The organism is Delftia sp. 11MD, from assembly GCF_050907895.1.
In the GTDB taxonomy this organism is placed as follows: domain Bacteria; phylum Pseudomonadota; class Gammaproteobacteria; order Burkholderiales; family Burkholderiaceae_C; genus Comamonas; species Comamonas tsuruhatensis.
Genome location: NZ_CP194333.1, coordinates 4764725 through 4785140, shown reverse-complemented (window position 1 = coordinate 4785140; position 20416 = coordinate 4764725). Strand labels below are relative to the sequence as shown.

16 protein-coding genes and 1 CRISPR repeat array are annotated in these 20416 nt (G+C 67.8%); of the genes, 11 read left to right on the top strand and 5 right to left on the bottom strand.

All coding sequences use genetic code 11. The features are described from left to right. Positions 1-81: 81 nt before the first annotated feature. The gene (cas2, locus tag ACRSCF_RS21905; RefSeq protein ID WP_016453846.1) at positions 82-372 is read left to right on the top strand and encodes a CRISPR-associated endonuclease Cas2; all 291 of its coding nucleotides are present in this window, start codon (positions 82-84) and stop codon (positions 370-372) included. A gap of 183 nt (positions 373-555) precedes the next feature. Continuing rightward, positions 556-2841: a CRISPR direct-repeat array (repeat unit 32 nt; unit sequence GTCGCGCCCCGTGCGGGCGCGTGGATTGAAAC). A gap of 250 nt (positions 2842-3091) precedes the next feature. Here the strand turns inward: cas2 and ACRSCF_RS21900 are convergent. Continuing rightward, complete coding sequence (locus ACRSCF_RS21900) at positions 3092-3892, bottom strand: IclR family transcriptional regulator (RefSeq protein ID WP_034368607.1); 801 nt, start codon at positions 3890-3892, stop codon at positions 3092-3094. Positions 3893-4163: 271 nt separating this feature from the next. Here ACRSCF_RS21900 and ACRSCF_RS21895 point away from each other — a divergent pair, with 271 nt between their 5' ends. From ACRSCF_RS21895 to ACRSCF_RS21850, 10 genes are all read left to right on the top strand, one after another. Beyond that, positions 4164-5186 carry a sugar ABC transporter substrate-binding protein gene (locus tag ACRSCF_RS21895; RefSeq protein ID WP_374008455.1) on the top strand — a complete coding sequence of 341 codons (1023 nt, stop codon included), beginning with the start codon at positions 4164-4166 and terminating at the stop codon, positions 5184-5186. Positions 5187-5203: 17 nt separating this feature from the next. After that, on the top strand, positions 5204-6733 hold the full coding sequence (locus ACRSCF_RS21890) for a sugar ABC transporter ATP-binding protein (RefSeq protein WP_034368612.1): 1530 nt from the start codon (positions 5204-5206) through the stop codon (positions 6731-6733). Further along, a complete protein-coding gene (locus ACRSCF_RS21885) occupies positions 6723-7739 on the top strand; it encodes an ABC transporter permease (protein ID WP_244386602.1) in 1017 nt (338 codons plus the stop codon). Before ACRSCF_RS21890 ends, ACRSCF_RS21885 begins: the two co-directional genes overlap by 11 nt. Before the next feature lie 54 nt (positions 7740-7793). Further along, positions 7794-8543 carry an SDR family oxidoreductase gene (locus ACRSCF_RS21880; protein WP_244386600.1) on the top strand — a complete coding sequence of 250 codons (750 nt, stop codon included), beginning with the start codon at positions 7794-7796 and terminating at the stop codon, positions 8541-8543. An 18-nt stretch (positions 8544-8561) separates the two neighbouring features. Further along, positions 8562-9452 (top strand): fumarylacetoacetate hydrolase family protein, encoded by an 891-nt coding sequence (locus ACRSCF_RS21875; protein WP_034368614.1) that lies wholly within the window; start codon positions 8562-8564, stop codon positions 9450-9452. Positions 9453-9459: 7 nt separating this feature from the next. Continuing rightward, positions 9460-10737, top strand: coding sequence for an L-fuconate dehydratase (locus tag ACRSCF_RS21870; RefSeq protein WP_034368618.1), 1278 nt, complete (start codon positions 9460-9462; stop codon positions 10735-10737). A gap of 3 nt (positions 10738-10740) precedes the next feature. Further along, the gene (locus ACRSCF_RS21865; RefSeq protein ID WP_244386597.1) at positions 10741-11658 is read left to right on the top strand and encodes an amidohydrolase family protein; all 918 of its coding nucleotides are present in this window, start codon (positions 10741-10743) and stop codon (positions 11656-11658) included. 16 nt (positions 11659-11674) lie between these two features. Continuing rightward, positions 11675-12451: an SDR family oxidoreductase gene (locus ACRSCF_RS21860; protein WP_244386595.1), complete on the top strand. Its 777-nt coding sequence runs from the start codon at positions 11675-11677 to the stop codon at positions 12449-12451. A gap of 16 nt (positions 12452-12467) precedes the next feature. Continuing rightward, the gene (locus ACRSCF_RS21855; protein ID WP_034368624.1) at positions 12468-12815 is read left to right on the top strand and encodes an L-rhamnose mutarotase; all 348 of its coding nucleotides are present in this window, start codon (positions 12468-12470) and stop codon (positions 12813-12815) included. A 323-nt stretch (positions 12816-13138) separates the two neighbouring features. After that, positions 13139-14194 (top strand): porin, encoded by a 1056-nt coding sequence (locus tag ACRSCF_RS21850; RefSeq protein ID WP_244386593.1) that lies wholly within the window; start codon positions 13139-13141, stop codon positions 14192-14194. Positions 14195-14233: 39 nt separating this feature from the next. Here ACRSCF_RS21850 and ACRSCF_RS21845 read toward each other — a convergent pair whose 3' ends face one another. The 4 genes from ACRSCF_RS21845 to ACRSCF_RS21830 all read right to left on the bottom strand — a co-directional run bounded on the left by ACRSCF_RS21845 (position 14234) and on the right by ACRSCF_RS21830 (position 20144). Further along, on the bottom strand, positions 14234-15607 hold the full coding sequence (locus ACRSCF_RS21845; protein WP_034368627.1) for an efflux transporter outer membrane subunit: 1374 nt from the start codon (positions 15605-15607) through the stop codon (positions 14234-14236). A gap of 1 nt (position 15608) precedes the next feature. Then, positions 15609-17555, bottom strand: coding sequence for a MacB family efflux pump subunit (locus ACRSCF_RS21840; RefSeq protein WP_034368628.1), 1947 nt, complete (start codon positions 17553-17555; stop codon positions 15609-15611). A 2-nt stretch (positions 17556-17557) separates the two neighbouring features. Then, positions 17558-18742 carry an efflux RND transporter periplasmic adaptor subunit gene (locus ACRSCF_RS21835; RefSeq protein WP_016449657.1) on the bottom strand — a complete coding sequence of 395 codons (1185 nt, stop codon included), beginning with the start codon at positions 18740-18742 and terminating at the stop codon, positions 17558-17560. A gap of 190 nt (positions 18743-18932) precedes the next feature. Further along, positions 18933-20144, bottom strand: coding sequence for an ABC transporter substrate-binding protein (locus ACRSCF_RS21830; protein ID WP_016449656.1), 1212 nt, complete (start codon positions 20142-20144; stop codon positions 18933-18935). Positions 20145-20416: the final 272 nt, after the last annotated feature.

The following is a 20416-nucleotide window of genomic DNA, read 5'->3' as shown; positions in this document are numbered from 1 at the left end:
TGTTGCGCAAGGTCCGCTGCCCCCCGAGGGAGCCGCTTTTTTATCTTGGGGCAGCCCGGCGATGAGAAATGAGGTGTGCCGATGATGGTCCTGGTGAGCTATGACGTCCGTACCCAGGACCCGGATGGTGCCCGCCGCCTGCGGCGCATCGCCAAGGCCTGCCGGGACTTCGGCCAGCGCGCGCAATACTCCGTCTTCGAAATAGAAGTGGACGCCGCGCAATGGGTCGCCCTCAAGGCGCGGCTGATGCAAATCATCGACCCCGCCCAGGACAGCCTCAGGTTCTACTACCTGGGCCAACACTGGCGCAGCAAGGTCGAACACATCGGCGCAAAGCCCGTGCTGGACCTCGACGCCCCCCTCGTCTTCTGAGCCTCCGCGCGAACCCCAAGTGACCGCCGCCTGCCCTTGAGGTTCGCGGCCGCGCAAGCTGTTGTTTTCAAAAGGGGGTGTGCGAGGGATTGGCTGAACGCCGATTCCGCAGCATGACAGTGCCGCCTGGTTCGCGGAAGCCTGGCTTTTTTCATAGCGGTGAAATTGCTCTATAAGTACCCCGTCGCGCCCCGTGCGGGCGCGTGGATTGAAACCAAAGTCTGGTACGTCTGCGAGGAAAACGGCTGCTGGTCGCGCCCCGTGCGGGCGCGTGGATTGAAACACCCCCAAGCCGCTGCGCACCACGATGATGACGAGTCGCGCCCCGTGCGGGCGCGTGGATTGAAACTTGAAGCCGCTGATATGGGTCTCGGGTATGCCCAGTCGCGCCCCGTGCGGGCGCGTGGATTGAAACTTGCCAGTGCCCTTGCGGATCTCTTGCACGACTAGTCGCGCCCCGTGCGGGCGCGTGGATTGAAACGTGCGCCAGCTCAAGGCCCACGGCTACCAGGTGGGTCGCGCCCCGTGCGGGCGCGTGGATTGAAACCAGGGCGGGCGCTGCCTGGGCGGTGGGAGCGGCAGGTCGCGCCCCGTGCGGGCGCGTGGATTGAAACCACGCGCGCTGCCGGAGCATCACGCATCGCACGTCGCGCCCCGTGCGGGCGCGTGGATTGAAACTCTAGGACAGTCCCCGGCGCCGTAGCTACCGCGGTCGCGCCCCGTGCGGGCGCGTGGATTGAAACATCGACGAGGGCATGGCCGCGTCCACGCTGCTCGGTCGCGCCCCGTGCGGGCGCGTGGATTGAAACACAGCCGATTTGCACCCCTGCGACAATCTGCCGTAGTCGCGCCCCGTGCGGGCGCGTGGATTGAAACCCTACGCGAAGCTCATCAACAGTAGTCAAATACAGTGTCGCGCCCCGTGCGGGCGCGTGGATTGAAACGTCAACACGCCCGGACAGGACGTCTATGCCCTGATCGTCGCGCCCCGTGCGGGCGCGTGGATTGAAACAACCCCAGCGCCGTGCTCGCGCCTTTTGCGGCGGTCGCGCCCCGTGCGGGCGCGTGGATTGAAACTTGATCTGGTCCATGACGGAACGGCGCGTGAGGCGTCGCGCCCCGTGCGGGCGCGTGGATTGAAACTGGAAGAGATGGAGGTTGTCGCCGGCCCGGCAGGTCGCGCCCCGTGCGGGCGCGTGGATTGAAACGGCCAGTGACATGCGATGCTCCGTACACGGCCAGGTCGCGCCCCGTGCGGGCGCGTGGATTGAAACTTCACCCGGCCGCGCAGAAAGGTGATCATGCCGGGTCGCGCCCCGTGCGGGCGCGTGGATTGAAACGGAGCCCACGTGGAGCGGCAAGACCCGCAACAACAAGTCGCGCCCCGTGCGGGCGCGTGGATTGAAACAAGCTGCACCGGCACTACAACGCCGAAGTGCTTTGTCGCGCCCCGTGCGGGCGCGTGGATTGAAACTCCTGTGGCTTGTTGACTACAGATTGCAGTCATGTCGCGCCCCGTGCGGGCGCGTGGATTGAAACCTGCCGATGGGCGGCGCCTACGCCATCGTTTCGGGTCGCGCCCCGTGCGGGCGCGTGGATTGAAACTCCACCATCGTCCAGACGCGCGCCAGCTCCTTCTCGTCGCGCCCCGTGCGGGCGCGTGGATTGAAACTGCGTGCTCAAGATGCGCGAGGCCCTGCAGCAGGTCGCGCCCCGTGCGGGCGCGTGGATTGAAACCAGTCTCCCCTGCGAAATCCTCTCGCTCCCGCAAGTCGCGCCCCGTGCGGGCGCGTGGATTGAAACGATGTGCGAGGGGGGCATGCCGGCTCCTGTGTAAGTCGCGCCCCGTGCGGGCGCGTGGATTGAAACGTGGACGGCGTGAGCTATCGCGGCGAAGTCCCCGGTCGCGCCCCGTGCGGGCGCGTGGATTGAAACAGCGCCAGCAAACCGATGAAGTGGCGTTGGTCCTCGTCGCGCCCCGTGCGGGCGCGTGGATTGAAACATGTCGGTGCTCACGCGAGTGATCGCAGGCATGAGGTCGCGCCCCGTGCGGGCGCGTGGATTGAAACGGGTCCGGCTTGTGCATGCGGCTCATCAGCGGGTGTCGCGCCCCGTGCGGGCGCGTGGATTGAAACTGGAGCCCCGATGCAATACCAACTGGAGCACGGCGTCGCGCCCCGTGCGGGCGCGTGGATTGAAACTGTGCTGGCGTTAGATTGCGTTCCTTGATGCCCAGTCGCGCCCCGTGCGGGCGCATGGATTGAAACTTTGCCGCGCCGCGCCGCGCTCGTCGCCATCGTCTTTCGTCGTGCCCCGTGCGGGCGCGTGGATTGAAACCGGCTCTATGAGCTGTCTTCGCGCATCCGCGTGGGTCGCGCCCCGTGCGGGCGCGTGGATTGAAACAGACGACGATGAATTCATGGGTGTCGCTGCCGTGGTCGCGCCCCGTGCGGGCGCGTGGATTGAAACGTGCGCCGCGCCGTGGCGGCGATCCGCAACTGGCGGCGCGCCCGTGCGGGCGCGTGGATTGAAACGATAAGGAGGCCTGTGCCTTCGGGCTGGAGCGCCTGGTCGCGCCCCGTACGGGCGCGTGGATTGAAACCGCGCCAGCCAGGGCATCACCAAGGCCCTGACGCTCGTCGCGCCCCTTGCGACCGCGTGGATTGAAACCCCTGCCACCACAGCAAGCACCACATGCATTTGGAAAAAATCGCCTGACTCATTCCTCGCCGCGCAGACCGCCATTGAGAGAGAGCCCAGCCACTGCCTGCAGCAGGTACCCGCGCGCCTCATCCAGCGAGGGACCCGCATGCCCATCGATCCGCCGGATATAGGGTGATGTGAGCACAGCCATGGCCTGACCATCGGGCCCGAGGATGGGGCAGGAGATGTCCACCACGCCATAGGACTGCAGGCTTTCGCTCTGCTTGTGACCCGTGCGGCGTATCTGTTCCAGCATGTCGTGCAGTTGTGCCTCGGGCAGATGTACCTCGCCTTCCAAAGGCGTGTGCTCGGCCAGCATCTGCGAGCGGCGTTCGGGTGTCTGGCAGGCCAGCAGCACATGGCCTGACCCGGTGTCCAGCAGCCCGACGCGTGCGCCCAGCCTGATTGACAGGCCCCAGTTCCCGGGGCCGGGGACCTGGGCCACGATCAGGACATTGCCACGGTCGTAGAGGCCCAGGTGGCAGGACTGCTCGGCCTGCCGCGCATAGGCATCCATGACGGGCAGCGCCTGAGTCACGAGGCGGTTGACGGGTGGGTGGCGGTGCGCCAGCGCGAACATCTTGAGGCTGAGCGCATGGCGGTCACCGCCGGCCGAGCGCATCACATATTGCCGGGCCACCAGCCGCTCGAGCATGCGGTAGATCTCACTGGGGCCCCGGCCCAGTTCCTTGACGATCTCGGCCCGCGTCAGGCCATCGGGGTGCTCGGCCAGCAGCTCCAGGATGTCCAACCCCTTGTCCAGTGCCGGCGCGCGGTAGCGCTCGCTGTCTTCTGCGTTGTCCAGTGCTTTGCTCATGCGTGCAGATCTTACGTTCGGGATAGGACAAGTCCTGTTTTTGCTGCCGACCTGCGCAAGCGGTGCGTGGGCTGGGTAAACCATAGCTGCCGAAGTGAGGTTTATTTATAAATAATTAATTCATGGATGAATGAATTGCCCCGGCGATGTGCCACGCGCCATCGGCAAAAAGGCGATCCAGCGGCACCGCCGGAGTCCCGGCACACATGAGGAGGCACTTTCCATGGCTGCACTGCACGGCGTTTTCCAGGTTCCGGCCGGATGTTCCGCAATGCTTTGCCGGCTCATGTCCGCTGTAGCCGCGCTGGCTTCAGTGGCGGCGCTGGCCGGCGCGGGGCCGGCGCTGGCGGCGGAACCTGGCCCGGCGCAGGGCAGGATCGGGGTCAACCTGCCACTGCTGACCTCGCCGTTCTGGCAGGCCTACAACGGCTACCTCCCGCAAATGGCCAAGGCCCTTGGGGTCGACATCCTGGCGCCGGTGAACTCCAACCAGGACCCGGCCCAGCAGATCACCGACGTGGCCAATCTGATCAACCTCGGCGCCAAGGGGTTGGTGGTGGCGCCATTGGATTCGGCGGCCATTGGTCGCGCGCTCGCCTTGGCCGAGCAGGGGAAGATTCCTGTGGTGGCGGTGGACGTGGCGCCTACCCGGGGCAAGGTGGCGATGGTGGTGCGTGCCGACAACCGCGCCTATGGCGCGCGGTCCTGCCAGTACCTGGGCGCTCAGGTGAAGGCGGGCAAGGTGGTGCAGATCATGGGGGACCTGGCATCGGTCAACGGCCGTGATCGGGCCGAGGCTTTTCGCAGCTGCATGAAGGATTTCCCGGCGCTGCAGGTGCTGGAGATTCCCGCGGCCTGGAAGTCCGATGCCGCCGCCGCCGCGCTCGACGGCCTGCTGTCCGCGCATCCGGACCTGAAGGGCATCTACATGCACGCAGGCGGCGTCTATCTGGCGCCCACGCTGCAGACGCTGCGGCGCAGGGGGCTGCTGCGTCCGGCCGGCGATCCGAGGCACATCGTGGTGATCAGCAACGACGGCATCGCGCAGGAGCTGGATGCCATCCGCAGGGGCGAGATCGACGCCACCATCTCGCAGCCCGCCGATCTTTACGCAAAGTACGGCCTGTACTACATCAAGGCAGCGCTGGCAGGGCAGTCGTTCAAGCCCGGGCCCACCCCGCATGGCAGCCGCATCGTGGAGGTGGCTCCGGGCATTCTGGAGGACCAGTTGCCCGCACCCGTGGTGACCCGCGAGAACGTGGACGACAAGTCGCTGTGGGCCAACCAGCCATGACGATACTCCCCGGATTCATGGCTGACAGACCGGGCACGCCGGTGATGGAGGCGCGTGGGCTCGGCTTGCGTTTCGGCTCCACGACGGCCTTGCACGATGTGAGCCTGGCGGTCATGCCGGGCGAGTCGCATGCACTGGCTGGCCGCAACGGCGCAGGCAAGTCCACCTTGGTCGCCTTGCTGACCGGCCTGCACCAGCCCGGCACGGGAAGCATCCTCTTCAACGGCCAGCCCGCGCCTGCGGTGGCCGACCGCATGGCCTGGCGCCAGCATGTGGCCTGTGTCTACCAGCATTCGACCATCATCGGCGAGCTGTCTGTCGCCGAGAACCTGTTCATCAACCGGCAGCCGCTGCGCCATGGCTGGATTTCCTGGCGCGTGCTGCGGCGCGAGGCAAGGGCCTTGCTGGATGCCTGGCAGATCGATGTGCACGAGGATGCGCTGGCCCGGGATCTGACGGTGGAAGCCCGCCAACTAGTGGAGATCGCACGGGCGCTGTCGCTGGGCGCGCGCTTCATCATCCTGGACGAACCCACGGCGCAGCTTGACCACGACGAGACGCGGCGGCTGCTCAGGCGCGTGCACGATCTGCAGCAAGGCGGCGTCACGTTTCTCTTCATCTCGCACCACTTGCAGGAGATCTATGAGATTTGCCAGACGGTCACCGTGCTGCGCGATGCGCGCCATGTGGTGACGGCGCCGGTGGCGCAGTTGCCCCGGCAGGCGCTGATCGAGGCCATGACCGGCGAGCGGGACAGCCTGGCCGGCGCGTCTTGCGCCGCCCACGCACCCCCGGCAGGCGGGGGCACGGGCGTTGCCCCCGTGGTGCTGGCGCTGCAGCAGGTGTGCGGCAAGGGTTTCGGGGCTGTCAGCCTGCAGGTGCGGCGTGGCGAGATCGTGGGGCTGACAGGCTCCACCAGCAGCGGGCGCACGGCCGTGGGTGAGGCGGTGGCGGGCCTGCGGCGCACCACGGCGGGCCGGATCCTGGTGTCGGGCCGCGTGCTGCCGCCCGGCGATGTAGGCGCCGCGCTGGCGCACGGCGTGGGTTGCGTGCCGCAGGACAGGCACCGCCAGGGCCTGGTGCCGGGGCAGTCCATCGCCGAGAACGCGACCATGACCATCATGGACAGGCTGGGCCGGTTCGGGTTCATCGCGCCATCGCGCAGGCAGGCCGCGGCGTTGTCGGCCATGCGTGCACTCGATGTGGCGGCCAGCGGGCCGCAGCAGGCCGTGTCCGGCCTGTCGGGCGGCAATCAGCAGAAGGTGGTGATGGCGCGCGCCCTGGCCAGCGAGCCCGATGTGCTGGTGCTCATCGATCCCACTGCGGGTGTGGATGTGAAGTCCCGGCAGGCATTGCTGGCCGTGGTGGAGGAGGAGCGACGGCAGGGCCGGGCCGTGCTGCTGGCGAGCAGCGAGCTGGACGACCTGCGCATCTGCGACCGCGTGCTGGTGATGTCCCATGGCCATGTGGTGGCCGAACTCGCCAGAGGCTGGGACGACGGTGAACTGATTGCCTCCATGGAAGGAGTGAGCCTGCATGCGCACTGAAACCTTCGTCTCGCCGAACACGGCTGTGCCCGTGCCGGCCGCCCGGCGGCTCGCCCTGCACCGGCTGCGCGACTATGCGCTGGTCCCTGCGCTGGCCCTGCTGTTCTTGCTGGGAGCCTTGACCAGCCCCAGCTTTCTGACACCGGCCAACCTGGTCAGCATCCTGGGGGCCTCGGCAGCCCTGGCGCTGGTGGTGTTGGCGGAGTCGCTGATCATCATCACGGGCAAGTTCGATCTGTCGGTGGAGTCCACGGTGGGCATTGCGCCGGCGGTGGGCGCCATGCTGGTGATTCCTGCAGCCTCGGGAGGCTTTGGCACGGAATGGCCGGTGGCGGCGGGGCTGCTGGCCATCGCGGCCGTAGGCGCATGCACGGGTTTTATCAATGGCCTGTTGGTCGTCAGGCTGCGGCTCAATGCCTTCATCGTCACGCTGGCGATGCTGATCGTGCTGCGCGGCCTGCTCGTGGGCGCGACCAGGGGCGGCACCCTGTTCGACATGCCGCAGCCTTTCTTCGCCCTGGCCACGGCCACGCTGCTGGGGCTGCCGCTGTCGGTCTGGCTGGCTGCGCTGGCGTTCGGCACGGCCGCTGTGATGCTGCGCCACCACCGGCTGGGCCGCGCGCTGTATGCGATTGGCGGCAACCCCCATGCGGCGCGCGCGGCGGGCATCAATGTGGACCGTATTACCTGGGGCGTCTTCGTGCTGGCCGGTGTGCTGGCCGCAATGGGCGGGCTGGTGGTCACGGGCTATGTGGGCGCGATCAATGCCAACCAGGGCAGCTCGATGATTTTCACGGTGTTCGCGGCGGCCGTCATCGGCGGCATTTCGCTCGACGGCGGCAAGGGCTCCATGTCGGGCGCGCTGTGCGGCGTGCTGCTGTTGGGCGTGGTGCAGAACCTGCTGACGCTGGCCCAGGTGCCATCGTTCTGGATACAGGCCATCTACGGCGCCATCATCCTCGGCGCCCTGATGCTGGCCCGGCTCGCAGGTGAGCAGCAGCAATAGGCGCGGTCCGCGAATCGCCCATGCAGAACCCTTTTCAAGGGAAGGAATGGCTCCATGAGACTCGCCGGAAAACACATTCTCGTCACCGCAGCCGGGCAGGGCATAGGGCGTGCCTGCGCGCTGATGTTTGCCCGCGAGGGGGCCAGCGTGCTGGCCACCGACATCGACATGCAGGCGCTGGCAGAACTGGAGGGACGGGACGGCCTGCGTACGCGGCGGCTGGATGTGACCGATGCGCAAGACATCCTGGCACTGGCCGGGCAGGAGAGGGCCTTTGACGCACTGCTCAACTGCGCGGGCTTCGTGCACCACGGCAGCATCCTGGACTGCAGTGACGAGGACTGGGCCTTTGCGTGGCAGCTCAACGTCACCTCCATGCACCGCATCATCCGCGCCCTGCTGCCCGCCATGCTGGCCCAGGGCGGCGGCTCGATCATCAACATGTCGTCCGCGGCCTCCAGCGTGAAGGGCGTGCCCCTTCGCCATGCCTATGGCGCCACCAAGGCTGCCGTGGTCGGGCTGACCAAGGCCGTGGCGGCCGATTTCGTCACGCAGGGCATACGCTGCAACGCCATCTGCCCTGGCACGGTGGAGTCCCCGTCGCTGCAGGCGCGCATCGCCGGCCAGGCCCGGCAGCAGGGCGTGCCGCTGGAGCTGGTGCGCGCGGCCTTCGTGGCGCGCCAGCCCATGGGGCGGGTGGGTCGGCCCGAGGAAATCGCCGCGCTGGCCACCTATCTCGCCAGCGATGAATCCCGCTTCGTCACCGGCACGCTGAGCGTGATCGACGGCGGCTGGTCCAACTGAACTGCACAGGAGCGCACCATGAAATTGCTGCGATACGGCCCCAGGGGCCATGAAAGACCGGGCCTGCTCGATGCGCAAGGGCGTGTGCGCGACCTCTCGGGCGTGGTGGACGACATTGCCGGCCCTGTGCTGCTGCCGTACAGCCTGGCGCAACTGGGCGCCCTGGACCCCTTGCAGCTGCCCCTGGTGGAAGGCGTGCCGCAGCACACGCTGCGTCTGGGCCCCTGCGTGGGGCGGGTGGGCAAGTTCGTGTGCATAGGCCTCAACTACTCGGACCATGCGGCCGAGACCGGCATGCAGGTGCCGCCCGAGCCCGTGGTGTTTGGCAAGTGGACCAGTGCCATCTGCGGCCCGGACGATGCCATCGAGATTCCGCCCGGCTCCGTGAAGACGGATTGGGAGGTGGAGCTTGGCGTGGTCATAGGCCAGGGCGGGCGCCATATCGACGAGGCCCGGGCCATGCGGCACGTGGCGGGCTATTGCGTGGTCAACGACATCTCCGAGCGCGAGTACCAGCTCGAGCGCGGCGGCACCTGGGACAAGGGCAAGGGCTGCGACGGCTTCGGCCCGCTGGGGCCCTGGCTGGTCACGGCCGACGAGGTGCCCGATCCGCAGGCGCTGCGCATGTGGCTGGATGTGGACGGCCGGCGCATGCAGGACGGCAGCACGGCCACCATGGTGTTCGGCGTGGCCTTTCTCGTCAGCTATCTGAGCCGCTTCATGAGCCTGCAACCGGGCGATGTGATCTCCACCGGCACGCCGCCGGGCGTGGGCATGGGCCAGAAGCCGCCCATGTACTTGCGTGCCGGGCAGGCCATGCGGCTGGGCATCGCCGGCCTGGGCGAGCAGCGCCAGACCATGGTGGCGGCTCGCGTGCAACCGAATCCCTCGACAACCGGCAAGGCCTGAGAAGACCATGACGCGAATCCTGTCCCTGCGCGTGCTCGATGTGCGCTTTCCGACCTCCAGTCACCTGGATGGGTCTGACGCCATGAACCCGGACCCGGACTACTCCGCCGCCTATGTGATCCTGGAGACGGATACGCCCGGCCTTGAGGGGCACGGGCTGACCTTCACCATCGGTCGCGGCAACGAGGTCTGCTGCGCCGCCATCGCGGCCATGCGGCACCTGGTGGAGGGCGTGGAGCTTGACTGGGTCCGCCAGGACATGGGACGCTTTTGGCGCCACATCACCTCCGACAGCCAGTTGCGCTGGATCGGCCCGGACAAGGGGGCAATGCATCTGGCCACCGGCGCCGTGGTCAATGCCGTGTGGGACCTGTGGGCCAAGGCCGAGGGCAAGCCGCTGTGGCGTCTTGTGGCCGATTTCACGCCCGAGGAGTTCGTCCGCGCGCTGGACTTCCGCTACATGACGGATGCCCTGACCGAAGCCCAGGCGCTGGAGCTGCTGCATCGCCAGTCGCCGCGCAAGGCCGAGTGCATCGGCGTGCTGGAGCGCGAGGGCTATCCCTGCTACACGACTTCGGCCGGCTGGCTGGGCTATGACGACGACAAGCTGCGCCGCCTGTGCCGCGAGGCGGTGGCCGGCGGCTTCAACCACGTCAAGCTCAAGGTGGGGCGCAGCCTGCAGGACGATATCCGGCGCGTGTCCATCGCGCGCGAGGTGCTGGGGCCGGACCGCCAGCTGATGATCGACGCCAACCAGGCCTGGGAGGTGGGGCAGGCCATCGGCTGGGTGCGGGAGTTGGCCTTTGCCAGGCCCTGGTTCATCGAGGAGCCGACCAGCCCTGACGATGTGGAGGGCCACCGCGCAGTGCGCGAAGCCGTTGCCCCGGTCCAGGTCGCCTCTGGAGAGATGTGCCAGAACCGCATTCTCTTCAAGCAGTTCATCCTGCGTGGCGCCATCGACGTGGTGCAGATCGACGCCTGCCGGCTGGGAGGGGTCAACGAGGTGCTGCTGGTACTCCTGCTGGCCGCAAAGTACGGTCTGCCCGTGTGTCCGCATGCCGGGGGCGTGGGCCTTTGCGAGTATGTGCAGCATCTGTCCATGATCGACTTCGTCTGCGTGTCCGGCACGCGTGAGGGGCGCGTGATCGAGTACGTGGACCATCTGCACGAGCACTTCGTGGATCCCTGCGTGGTGCGCAATGCGGCCTATATGCCTCCCGGTGCGCCCGGCTTTTCCATCACGATGAAGCCGGAATCTCTCCACAGATACCGCTTCCCGGCCTGAGCCATGGACGAAGCACCTACCCTTCAGCGCATAGACGCGCATCTGCACTTCTGGCATTACAGCGCCCGGGACTATCCCTGGATAGGCGAGGGCATGCAGGCGCTGGCGGTGGATTGCACGCCGGAGCAGGTATTGCCGCAGCTGAAAGCCTGCGGCCTGACCGGCGCCATTGCCGTGCAGGCCAGGGGCAGTGTCGATGAAACGCGATACCTGCTGGATCTGGCGCGGCGGCACGGCGGGATTTGCGGCGTCGTGGGATGGGATGATCTGGCCTGCGACGGCATTGGCGAGCGCCTGCAGTCCTGGCGTGCCGAGCCGGCGCTGTGCGGGTGGCGCCATCAGGTGCAGGATGAGCCTGATGCCTCGGCCTTTCTGTGCTCTGCGGCATTCGCACGCGGTCTGTCCGTGCTGCAGCGCCAGGGCTGGGCCTACGACGTGCTGGTGTTCGACCACCAGATGGATGCGGCCGCCGCCTTGTGTGCACGGCATGACGCGCACTGGATGGTGCTGGATCACCTGGGCAAGCCGCCACTGGCCGGGCTGGCCCGGGACCAGCACAAGGGCCAGGCCCAGGCCGCGTTCGGCCGCTGGCAGGCATCGCTGCAGCGCTTCGCCCCGCTGTCGCATGTCGCGTGCAAGCTCTCGGGCCTGGTGACCGAGGCCGACTGGCGATCCGGCCTGCGCGAGCCTGACCGGGCCTGCCTGCTCCAATGCCTGGACACGGCCTTGCAGGTGTTCGGTCCGCAGCGGCTGATGTTTGGCTCCGACTGGCCGGTCTGCCTGCTGGCCGCGCCATACGCCACGGTCTTTGAGCTGGTGGATGGCTGGGCGTCGTCGCGGCTGTCGGTGTCCGAGCGCGAGGCGCTGTGGGGCGGCACCGCCGCGCGCTGCTACGGCCTGCAGCCGCAAGGCATGACCTGACCACATGGGAGGCAGCATGGACCTGAACCTGAAAGACAAGACCTTCATCGTCACGGGCGGTGCCAGCGGCATCGGGGCGGCCATCTCGCTGCGGCTGGCCGGTGAAGGTGCGGTTCCGCTGATCTGCGGCAAGGACACCATGTCCGCGCGGTTCGAGGCGCAGCTCATGGAGCTGCAGCCCCGGGCCCGCCACTTCCGCTTCGACCTGGTCGATGAACAGGCATGCGGTGAGATGGTGGCCCGCGCTGCGGCGGACTGCGGCCACATCGACGGCCTGGTGAACAACGCGGGCATCAATGACGGCGTGGGCCTGGAGGCAGGGCGCGACGCCTTCGTGCGCTCGCTGCAGGCCAACCTGGTGCACTACTACGTCATGGCCCACCATTGCCTGCCACACCTCAAGGCCAGCCGTGGCTCCATCGTCAACATCTCGTCCAAGACCGCGCTGACCGGGCAGGGCCAGGCCAGCGGCTACTGCGCGGCCAAGGGGGCCCAGCTCTCGCTGACGCGCGAGTGGGCTGCCGCGCTGGCAGCCGATGGCGTGCGCGTCAATGCCGTGGTGCCCGCCGAGGTGATGACGCCGATGTACCTGCACTGGCTGGGCCGCTTCGACGACCCCGGGCGCCAGCTGGAACAGATCAGCGCCCGGATTCCGCTGGGCCGGCGCATGACGGCGGCCGAGGAGATTGCGGACACGGTCGTCTTTCTTCTGTCCGAGCGGGCATCGCACACCACGGGGCAATGGCTGTTCGTCGATGGCGGCTACACCCACCTGGACCGCGCGCTGACCTGACCACCATGGAGACACCATGCGCCAATGCCTTGCACTCGACCTCAGGGATGACCCGGCGCTGATCGCCCGCTATGAAGCCCTGCATCGCAGGATCTGGCCCGAGGTGGAAGCGCATCTGCGCGGCCATGGCGTGGTCGGCATGGAAATCCACCGCCTTGGCACGCGCATGGTGATGGTCATGGAAACCGATGACGCGGTGCATGACGCCCGGGCCATGGCCCTTGCCTCCGCCACCGATCCGAAGTTGTGCGAATGGGAAGACCTGATGTGGGCCTTTCAGGCCCCCACGCCGTGGACACCACCTGGAGACAAGTGGACGCCCATGGCCTGCATTTTTCGGCTGGAGGATTCTGCGCAGGAGTGAGCGACTGAGCATCCGTCGGCCATGCCCCATCCCCGAACGTCGCTCAACCCCCTTCCAGGGGAAAACACCGGGGCGCCCGCGCCGCAAATGCATAGGTCTGCGCATGAATCGCTCAGGCCTGGCGCCATCCCTGCGGAGAATTCATGAAAGCAGCCTGCAGGGCATCGCAACCACGGGGCTGCATGCACCCGCAATAGCAAGAAGCACAAGAACAAGAAGCACAAGAAAAGGGGCTGGCGACCGATTTCAAGCTGCTCCCCATGGCAGCCGTGCTGCGGCCATGGGGATTTTCGCCAATCGGCAATGTCAAGGAGGAGAGGGAAATGAATAAACGCATGATCCGCAGCGCTGGCTTGGCCGCGCTTGCATTGGGCACGGCCCTGGCGGCCCAGGCCCAGAGTTCGGTCACGCTCTACGGGCGTGTGGTCGCGGGGGTGGACTACCAGAACAATGTGTACGACCCGGCCACGGGCGGCTCCGGCAGCCTGTGGCGGGCCGTGGGCAACCAGTGGGGCACGAGCATGCTGGGTTTCAAGGGGGAGGAGGACCTGGGCGGAGGGCTGCATGCGCTGTTCACGCTGGAGTCGGGCTTCAGCATCGACGATGCCAGGTTCAACGGCGCAGGTTTCTTCAACCGCCGCACCTTCGTGGGCCTGCGCAGCGGCTGGGGCACGCTGAAGCTGGGCAAGGACCTGTCGATCTCGGATGCGCACTGGGCGCTGGACCCCACGGGCCAGCAGTTCATCGGCTCGGCCACGCTGGTGCGGGGGCGCAACTGGGGCGGGCATGACAACATGGTCTCGTACGAAACGCCCAGCTGGGGCGGCCTGCGCGTGCTGGCGCTGACCGGCCTGGGCGAGCAGCCGCAGGGCACATCGCGGCTGCGCAAGGATGCGCTGTCGGTGTCCTATACCGCGCCCACGTTCGAGTTGCGCGCCATCTACGATGTGGCCCGCGATGCCAATGGCCGTTTCAGCGATCTCTACACCACCTCCCGCAACCTGACGCTGGGCGGCACGGTGACGCTGTCCGCGCTCAAGCTGTTCGCGGGCTATGAGCAGCTGTCCGCGCCCGACAGCGCGGCTGGCGTGCCCAACAAGGCGCGGCAGTACTGGATGGGCGCGCGCTACAAGGTGTCAGGCCCGCTGACGCTGATCGGGGCGGGCTACCGCACCACGGTCAACAACGGCGGCGGCAGCGCCAACCTGTTCATGGCGGGCGCCGACTACGCGCTGTCCAGGCGCACGCTGCTGTACGCCAGCGTGGGCAATGTGCGCAATGGCGGCAATGCGAACTTCTCGGTGGAGACCACCAACAACAACCCGGCGCCGGGCGGCAGCCAGACCGGCCTGTACCTGGGCATGGCGCATTCGTTCTGATCGGGGCGGGGCACTTTGGCGGAGGTTGCCGGTCCTTGCTCAAGGGGCTTGCCATCCGCCGCCCAGCACCTTGTTGATCGTCACCTGGTTTTGCAGTTGCGCCAGGTGCAGGGCCGACAGGGCCAGCTGTGCGTTGCGGCTGCGCTCCTGCGCATCCAGCCAGGTGCGCAGGGGTACCTGGCCTGCGCGGTAGCGTGCCTCGTACAGGCGGGTGATTTCTGCCGATTCCTGCATGACGCGCTGCTGTGCCTGCTCCTGGCTGGCCAGCTCGGTGCGGGCGGACAGGGCTTTTTCCGTTTCCGCCAGCGCGGCGTACAGCGACTTGCGGAAGTTGACCACGGCCTCTTCATGCTGGTTGCGCGCAATGGCGGTGTTCAGCCGCATCTCGCCCACGTTCAGAAAAGGCAGGGTCATGCTGGCGCCCAGGGCCGCCACGGGGTTGGCCAGCAGGTCGAGCAGCGAGTTGCTGGAGCCCCCCAGGCTGCCGGTCAGCGACAGCGTGGGGTAGTAGCGCGCGGTGGCCGCATCGCTGCTGGCCAGGGAGGCGCGCAGCCGCAGTTCGGCGGCGCGCAGGTCGGGGCGGCGGCCCAGCAGTTCGGCGGGCAGTCCTGCGGCAATGGCAGGCAGCGCGCCCGTGGGCAGGGCCTGCGGCTCGCCACCGGGTGCCTCGGCGCCCAGGAGCAGCTCGTTGAGCGCCTGCCGCAGTTCGGCGCGGGCCTGCGTGTACTGGCTGAGCAGCGCCTGCTGCTCGGCCAGCGCCTGCCGGGCCTCGCGCCGTTCCAGGCTGGATACGGCGCCGCTGCGGTACTGCGCCTCCACCAGCTCGCCGGTGCGGCGTGTGTACTCCAGGCTTTGCCGCGCAAATTCCAGGCGCTCGTTGGCCAGGGCCAGTTGCCAGTACAGGCTGGCGGTGGTGGCCGCCAGGGACAGGGCCACGGCCTGCCTGTCCTGCTCGCTGGCCTGGGCCTCGAAGACGGCCGCATCGCGCTGGGCACCCAGGCGGTCGAACAGGTCCAGCTCCCAGCCCACGCTCAGCGTGGCGCTGGACGTCTCCAGCGTGCTGCGCGGGCTGCCGGACAGCGGCCGGCTGGCCCCGGTGCTGAGCGTGCCGCCGGGTTGCGGCAGCAGGGCGCGGCCCGCCAGCTGCGCCTGCAGCGCGGCGCGGCGCACGCGGATGCCTGCCGTTGCCAGGTCGGGGTTGCGCGCAAGGGCCATGTCGATCCATGCATCCAGGCGCGGATCGCCGAAGGCGCGCCACCATGCCTCGGGCGCAGGCGCGGCCGCCGAGGGCTGCGCATGCTCGAACTGTGCGGGCAGCGCCACCTGCGGCGCCTCGTAGGTTGTGCGCGTGATGGCGCCGCAGCCGGCCAGGGCCACTGCGCATGCCAGCACGCCGGTCTTCAGCATATGCATGTCAATCTCTCGATAGAGCCTGTACGGGGTCGAGGCGCGCAGCACTGCGCGCCGGCAGGAAGCCGAAACCGATCCCGATGAGGGAGGAGCAGGCCACGGCCAGCACGATGGAGGCGGCCGAGAACGACAGCTGGAAGCTGGAGCCCGACAGGCTCACTGCCAGGCCCAGGCTCAGCGCCAGAGAGACACCCAGGATGCCGCCCACGATGCAGACCAGCACGGCCTCGATCAGGAACTGCTGAAGGATGTCCGACTGGCGCGCGCCGATGGCCATGCGCACGCCGATCTCGCGCGTGCGCTCGGTCACCGACACCAGCATGATGTTCATCACGCCGATGCCGCCCACCAGCAGCGCGATCATGGCGATGGCCGAGACCAGCAGCGTCAGCGTGGTGCTGGTGCGCGTGATGGCCTGGCGGATCTGGTCGGAGTTCCAGATGAAGAAGTCCTTGGTGCCATGGCGCTCGGTCAGCAGGCTGGTGGCGGCCTTTTGCGCGATCTCGGCCGGCACCGCGTCCTTGATGCGCAGCGTGATGCTGTCCAGGTGGTACTTGCCGACCAGGCGCGTGGCGGCTGCGGTGTAGGGCACGAAGAAGGTGGGCGTGGAGCCGCCGAAGCTGTTTTGCGCAGGCCGGAGCACGCCGACGATTTCCACGGGCATCTGGCCCAGCAGCACGACCTCGCCCAGCGGGCTGGGGTTGGTGGGGAACAGGGCGGTGGCGGTCTTCTGGTCGATCACCGCCACCTGGGCGTGCAGGTCCACGTCGCGCTGGTCGAAGAAGCGGCCCGATGCCAGGCGCAGGCCGCGCACGCGAAAGTGCTCGAAGCCCACGCCCGTCACCTGGGCCGTGGCCGCGTTCTCGCGGTACAGCGCCGTGACGCCGACCGACACATTGGGCGTGGCGCTGTCCACGTAGGGCTGCTCGGCCAGGGCCTGGGCGTCGGCGGCGACCAGGGTCTCGATGGCGGCCGCGCGCGTGTCGCCGAAGTCCTTGCCGGGGAAGATGTCCAGCGTGTTCGTGCCCAGCTCGCTGATCTGGTTCATCACCTGCTGCTGCGCACCGCGCCCCAGCGCCACCACCGAGACCACGGCCGAGATGCCGATGATGATGCCCAGCATGGTCAGGAAGGTGCGCAGGCGGTGGGCGTTCATGGCGCGCAGGGCCATGCGCAGGGCCTCGCCAAAGCGGTCCGACAGTCCGCGCCAGGAGGCCCGGCGCGCGCCGGATGCCGGCTCCACGGGCGGCCTGGCTTCGTGCGGGGTGCTGCGCCGGTCGGCAATGATGGCGCCGTCGCTGATCTCGATCACGCGCGTGGCGTGGGCGGCGACGGCCATGTCGTGCGTGACCAGGATGATGGTGTGGCCGTCGGCATGCAGCTCCTGCAGGATGCGCATGACCTGCTCGCCGCTGGCCTTGTCCAGCGCGCCCGTGGGCTCGTCGGCCAGGATGACGGCGCCGCCGTTCATCAGCGCACGCGCAATGGACACGCGCTGCTGCTGCCCGCCCGACAGCTGGCTTGGCCGGTGCTGCATGCGGTCGGCCAGGCCCAGGCGTTCGAGCAGGGCGGCCGAGCGCGCATGCCGCTCGCCGGCCGGTGTGGCCGCGTAGACGGCGGGCAGCTCCACATTGCCCTGGGCCGTGAGGTCGGGCAGCAGGTGGTAGCGCTGGAAGATGAAGCCGAAGTGCTCGCGCCGCAGCGCGGCCAGCGCGTCGGGCCCCAGCTCGCCGGTCTCGCGGCCGGCGATGCGGTAGCTGCCCGAGGTCGGATGATCCAGGCAGCCGAGGATGTTCATCAGCGTGGACTTGCCCGAGCCCGAGGCACCGACGATGGCCACCATCTCGCCCGCTTCTATGCGCAGGTCTATGTCCTTGAGTACCGCCACCGTGGTGTCGCCCGCAGGAAACTCCCGGCGCAGGCCCTGCATCTGCAGCAATGCATGGTCCATGCTTACATTCCCATCGGGTCGCTGCCGGCCGGCTTGCCGCCGGGGCTGGCCTCGCCGATCACCACCTGCTCGCCGGGCTCCAGCCCCGACAGCACCTGGGCCTGGGCGTTGGTGCGCAGGCCCACGCGCACCTTGCGCTCGGTGACCTGGCCCTGGGCATCGCGCACGCGCACGCTGTAGTTGTCGTCGGCATCGCGGCTGCCCAGCGCGGCGGCCGGCATGAGCACGGCCTTGTCGGCCTGGGCCACGCGCACGGTGACCTGGGCGGTCATGGAGGGGCGCAGCTTGCCTTCCGGGTTGGGCACGTCGAACTGGGCGTTGTAGTAGATGGCCTTGGCGGCCTGGGCGCCGGTGGCGGTCGCTGCGCCAGCGGTGGCGTCCGTGGCGATGGAGGCGGGCGCAGGCTCTATGCGCTCGATCGTGGCGGTGTGGCGCTGGCGGCCGCTGCCCAGCGTGGTGAACCAGACCGTCTGGCCCAGCTGGATCTTGTCCACGTCGGCCTCGGCAATCTCGGCGCGCACGGTCATCACGTCGAGTTTGGCCAGCATGACGATGGTGGGCGTGGTCTGGAAGGAGTTCAGGGTCTGGCCCTGCTTGGTGACCACGGCCACGATCACGCCGTCCATGGGCGCGACGATGCGGGTGTAGCCCAGGTTGATGCGCTCGGTCTCCACCTGGGTGCGTGCCTGCTCGATCTGTGCCTGAAGGGCGCCGACATCGGCCAGCGCGGTGTCCAGCGCAGCCTTGGCGGCTTCATGGTCGGCGCGCGAGGTGGCGTCGGCCTGCAGCAGCTCCTGCTGGCGCTGGAAGGTCAGCCGGGCCTGCACCAGCGCCGCGCGCCGCGCGGCCAGCTGGGCCTGCAAGGCGGTGACGGATGCCTCGGCATTGCGCAGCTTGATGCGCTGCGGCTGGGCATCGACTTCGGCGATCAGCTCGCCGGCCTTGACCTTCTGGCCCAGCTCCACGTGCAGGCGCCGGACCTGGCCCGAGACCTGGGCGCCCACGGCCACCAGTTCCTTGGGGTGCAGCCGGCCCACGGCCAGCACGGTCTGCTCCAGGTCGCCGACGGTGACGGGTGCGGTTGCGAATTGGGTGGAGGGCTTGGCACTGGCCTTCCACCACACCAGGCCTGCGACCATGCATGCGCCTGCGACGGCGACCATGGCCCATTTGCGATTGAACTTCATTCTTCCCCTGCCGCGCGGTCGGCCGCAGGGGAGACAGTCCCTGCCCGGCGCCGCGCCAGATGCTCGAACTTACCAGTCTGGCGCGGTTCGATGTCCCGGCATTGACCAAGGCATGGAGATTCAGTGGAGAAAAGCGAGGAGAGGGAGCGGCCGGGCTGCCCCCTCGGCTCACCGCAAGTTCAGCGCAAGTTCAGCGCCAATATTGGCACTTGCTCTCGGCCTTGGTGGTCCAGACCTGCTCGGCCGGCAGCTTCTTGACCAGCTTGTAGTAGTCCCAGGTGCCCTTGGATTCGGCCGGGGATTTCACTTCCATCAGGTACATGTCGTGCACGTAGCGGCCGTCCTCGCGCAGGTAGCCGCTGCCGAAGAAGTCGTCCATCTTCATGCCGCGCCAGGTGGCCATGACCTTGTCGGCATCCAGCGTGCCGGCCTTTTCCACGGCCTTGAGCCAGTTCATGGTGGCCGAGTAGTCGGCCGCATGGATTTCGCTGGGGCGGCGCTGGGTCTTGGCCATGAAGGCGTCGGCGAACTTGCGCGAGGCATCGTTCATGTCCCAGTACCAACTGGTGGTGAACTGCATGCCCTGCGTGTTCTTCAGGCCCAGGCTGTGCACGTCGGTGAAGAACACCAGCAGGCCGGCCAGCTTCATGTCCTTGGTCACGCCGAACTCGCGCGCGGCCTTGATGGAGTTGATGGTGTCGCCACCCGCGTTGGCCAGGCCCAGGATCTGGGCCTTGGAGTTCTGCGCCTGCAGCATGAAGCTGGAGAAGTCGCTGGCGTTCAGCGGCGTCTTGACCGAGCCCAGCACCTTGCCGCCGCGCGCCTCGATGATCTTGGTGGTATCGGCCTCCAGCGCATGGCCGAAGGCATAGTCGGCGGTCACGAAGTACCAGCTCTTGCCTCCGGCCTCCACTACGGCCGCGCCCGTGCCCTTGGCCAGGGCCACGGTGTCGAAGGCGTAGTGCACGGTGTAGGGACTGCACTGCTCGTTGGTCAGCGCCGAGCTGCCTGCGCCGTTGTCGATGAAGACCCGCTTTTTCTCCTGCGCCACCTTGGCCATGGACAGGGCCGTGGCCGAGTTCGTGCCGCCAAACACCAGGCTGATGCCCTGCGTGTCTATCCACTCGCGCGCCTTGCTGGCGGCAATGTCGGCCTTGTTCTGGTGGTCGGCCGTCAGCAGCTCGATGGGTTTGCCCAGCAGCTTGCCGCCGTAGTCGTCAATGGCCATCTGTATCGCCACGGCGCCGTTCTTGCCCTCGACATCGGCATAGAGACTGGACATGTCGGTGATGAAGCCGATCCGAACCTTGTCCTGCTGCGCCAGGGCCGGCGTTGCCAGTGCGGCGGCGCACAGTGCCAGGGCCAGCGGTGTCATCAGCGATGTCTTGGGGCGTTGCTGCATGAAGTCTCCTTGCTTTGGATGGAAAAAGCCCGCTGCTGTTGCGCAGGGGCCGGGGTGATTCCATGCTGGCAGGGACAGGGGCCTGCCGCATTGGGGCAAGCACGGGCTTGGTGGCCCCGGTGCGACAGTACAGCCGCTCATCCTTGCAACGTGGCCGGCCCGTTGATTGATCGCCGTGCGCTGCGCATCCCGGCCGTGGCTTGTGCGCGCGTCAGGACCTGCTTCTCCGTTCCTTGACCTGGGAATGCGAAAGCACTGGACTTGAATTAATT

Bases quoted from the DNA above. Each gene is read 5' to 3' on its own strand.
- ACRSCF_RS21880 (WP_244386600.1), top strand. From the start codon at position 7,794: ATGAGACTCGCCGGAAAACACATTCTCGTCACCGCAGCCGGGCAGGGC.
- ACRSCF_RS21900 (WP_034368607.1), bottom strand. From the start codon at position 3,892: ATGAGCAAAGCACTGGACAACGCAGAAGACAGCGAGCGCTACCGCGCG.
- ACRSCF_RS21860 (WP_244386595.1), top strand. From the start codon at position 11,675: ATGGACCTGAACCTGAAAGACAAGACCTTCATCGTCACGGGCGGTGCC.
- ACRSCF_RS21845 (WP_034368627.1), bottom strand. From the start codon at position 15,607: ATGCATATGCTGAAGACCGGCGTGCTGGCATGCGCAGTGGCCCTGGCC.
- ACRSCF_RS21875 (WP_034368614.1), top strand. From the start codon at position 8,562: ATGAAATTGCTGCGATACGGCCCCAGGGGCCATGAAAGACCGGGCCTG.
- ACRSCF_RS21865 (WP_244386597.1), top strand. From the start codon at position 10,741: ATGGACGAAGCACCTACCCTTCAGCGCATAGACGCGCATCTGCACTTC.
- ACRSCF_RS21840 (WP_034368628.1), bottom strand. From the start codon at position 17,555: ATGGACCATGCATTGCTGCAGATGCAGGGCCTGCGCCGGGAGTTTCCT.
- ACRSCF_RS21850 (WP_244386593.1), top strand. From the start codon at position 13,139: ATGAATAAACGCATGATCCGCAGCGCTGGCTTGGCCGCGCTTGCATTG.
- ACRSCF_RS21870 (WP_034368618.1), top strand. From the start codon at position 9,460: ATGACGCGAATCCTGTCCCTGCGCGTGCTCGATGTGCGCTTTCCGACC.
- ACRSCF_RS21835 (WP_016449657.1), bottom strand. From the start codon at position 18,742: ATGAAGTTCAATCGCAAATGGGCCATGGTCGCCGTCGCAGGCGCATGC.
- ACRSCF_RS21885 (WP_244386602.1), top strand. From the start codon at position 6,723: ATGCGCACTGAAACCTTCGTCTCGCCGAACACGGCTGTGCCCGTGCCG.
- cas2 (WP_016453846.1), top strand. From the start codon at position 82: ATGATGGTCCTGGTGAGCTATGACGTCCGTACCCAGGACCCGGATGGT.
- ACRSCF_RS21890 (WP_034368612.1), top strand. From the start codon at position 5,204: ATGGCTGACAGACCGGGCACGCCGGTGATGGAGGCGCGTGGGCTCGGC.
- ACRSCF_RS21895 (WP_374008455.1), top strand. From the start codon at position 4,164: ATGCTTTGCCGGCTCATGTCCGCTGTAGCCGCGCTGGCTTCAGTGGCG.
- ACRSCF_RS21830 (WP_016449656.1), bottom strand. From the start codon at position 20,144: ATGCAGCAACGCCCCAAGACATCGCTGATGACACCGCTGGCCCTGGCA.
- ACRSCF_RS21855 (WP_034368624.1), top strand. From the start codon at position 12,468: ATGCGCCAATGCCTTGCACTCGACCTCAGGGATGACCCGGCGCTGATC.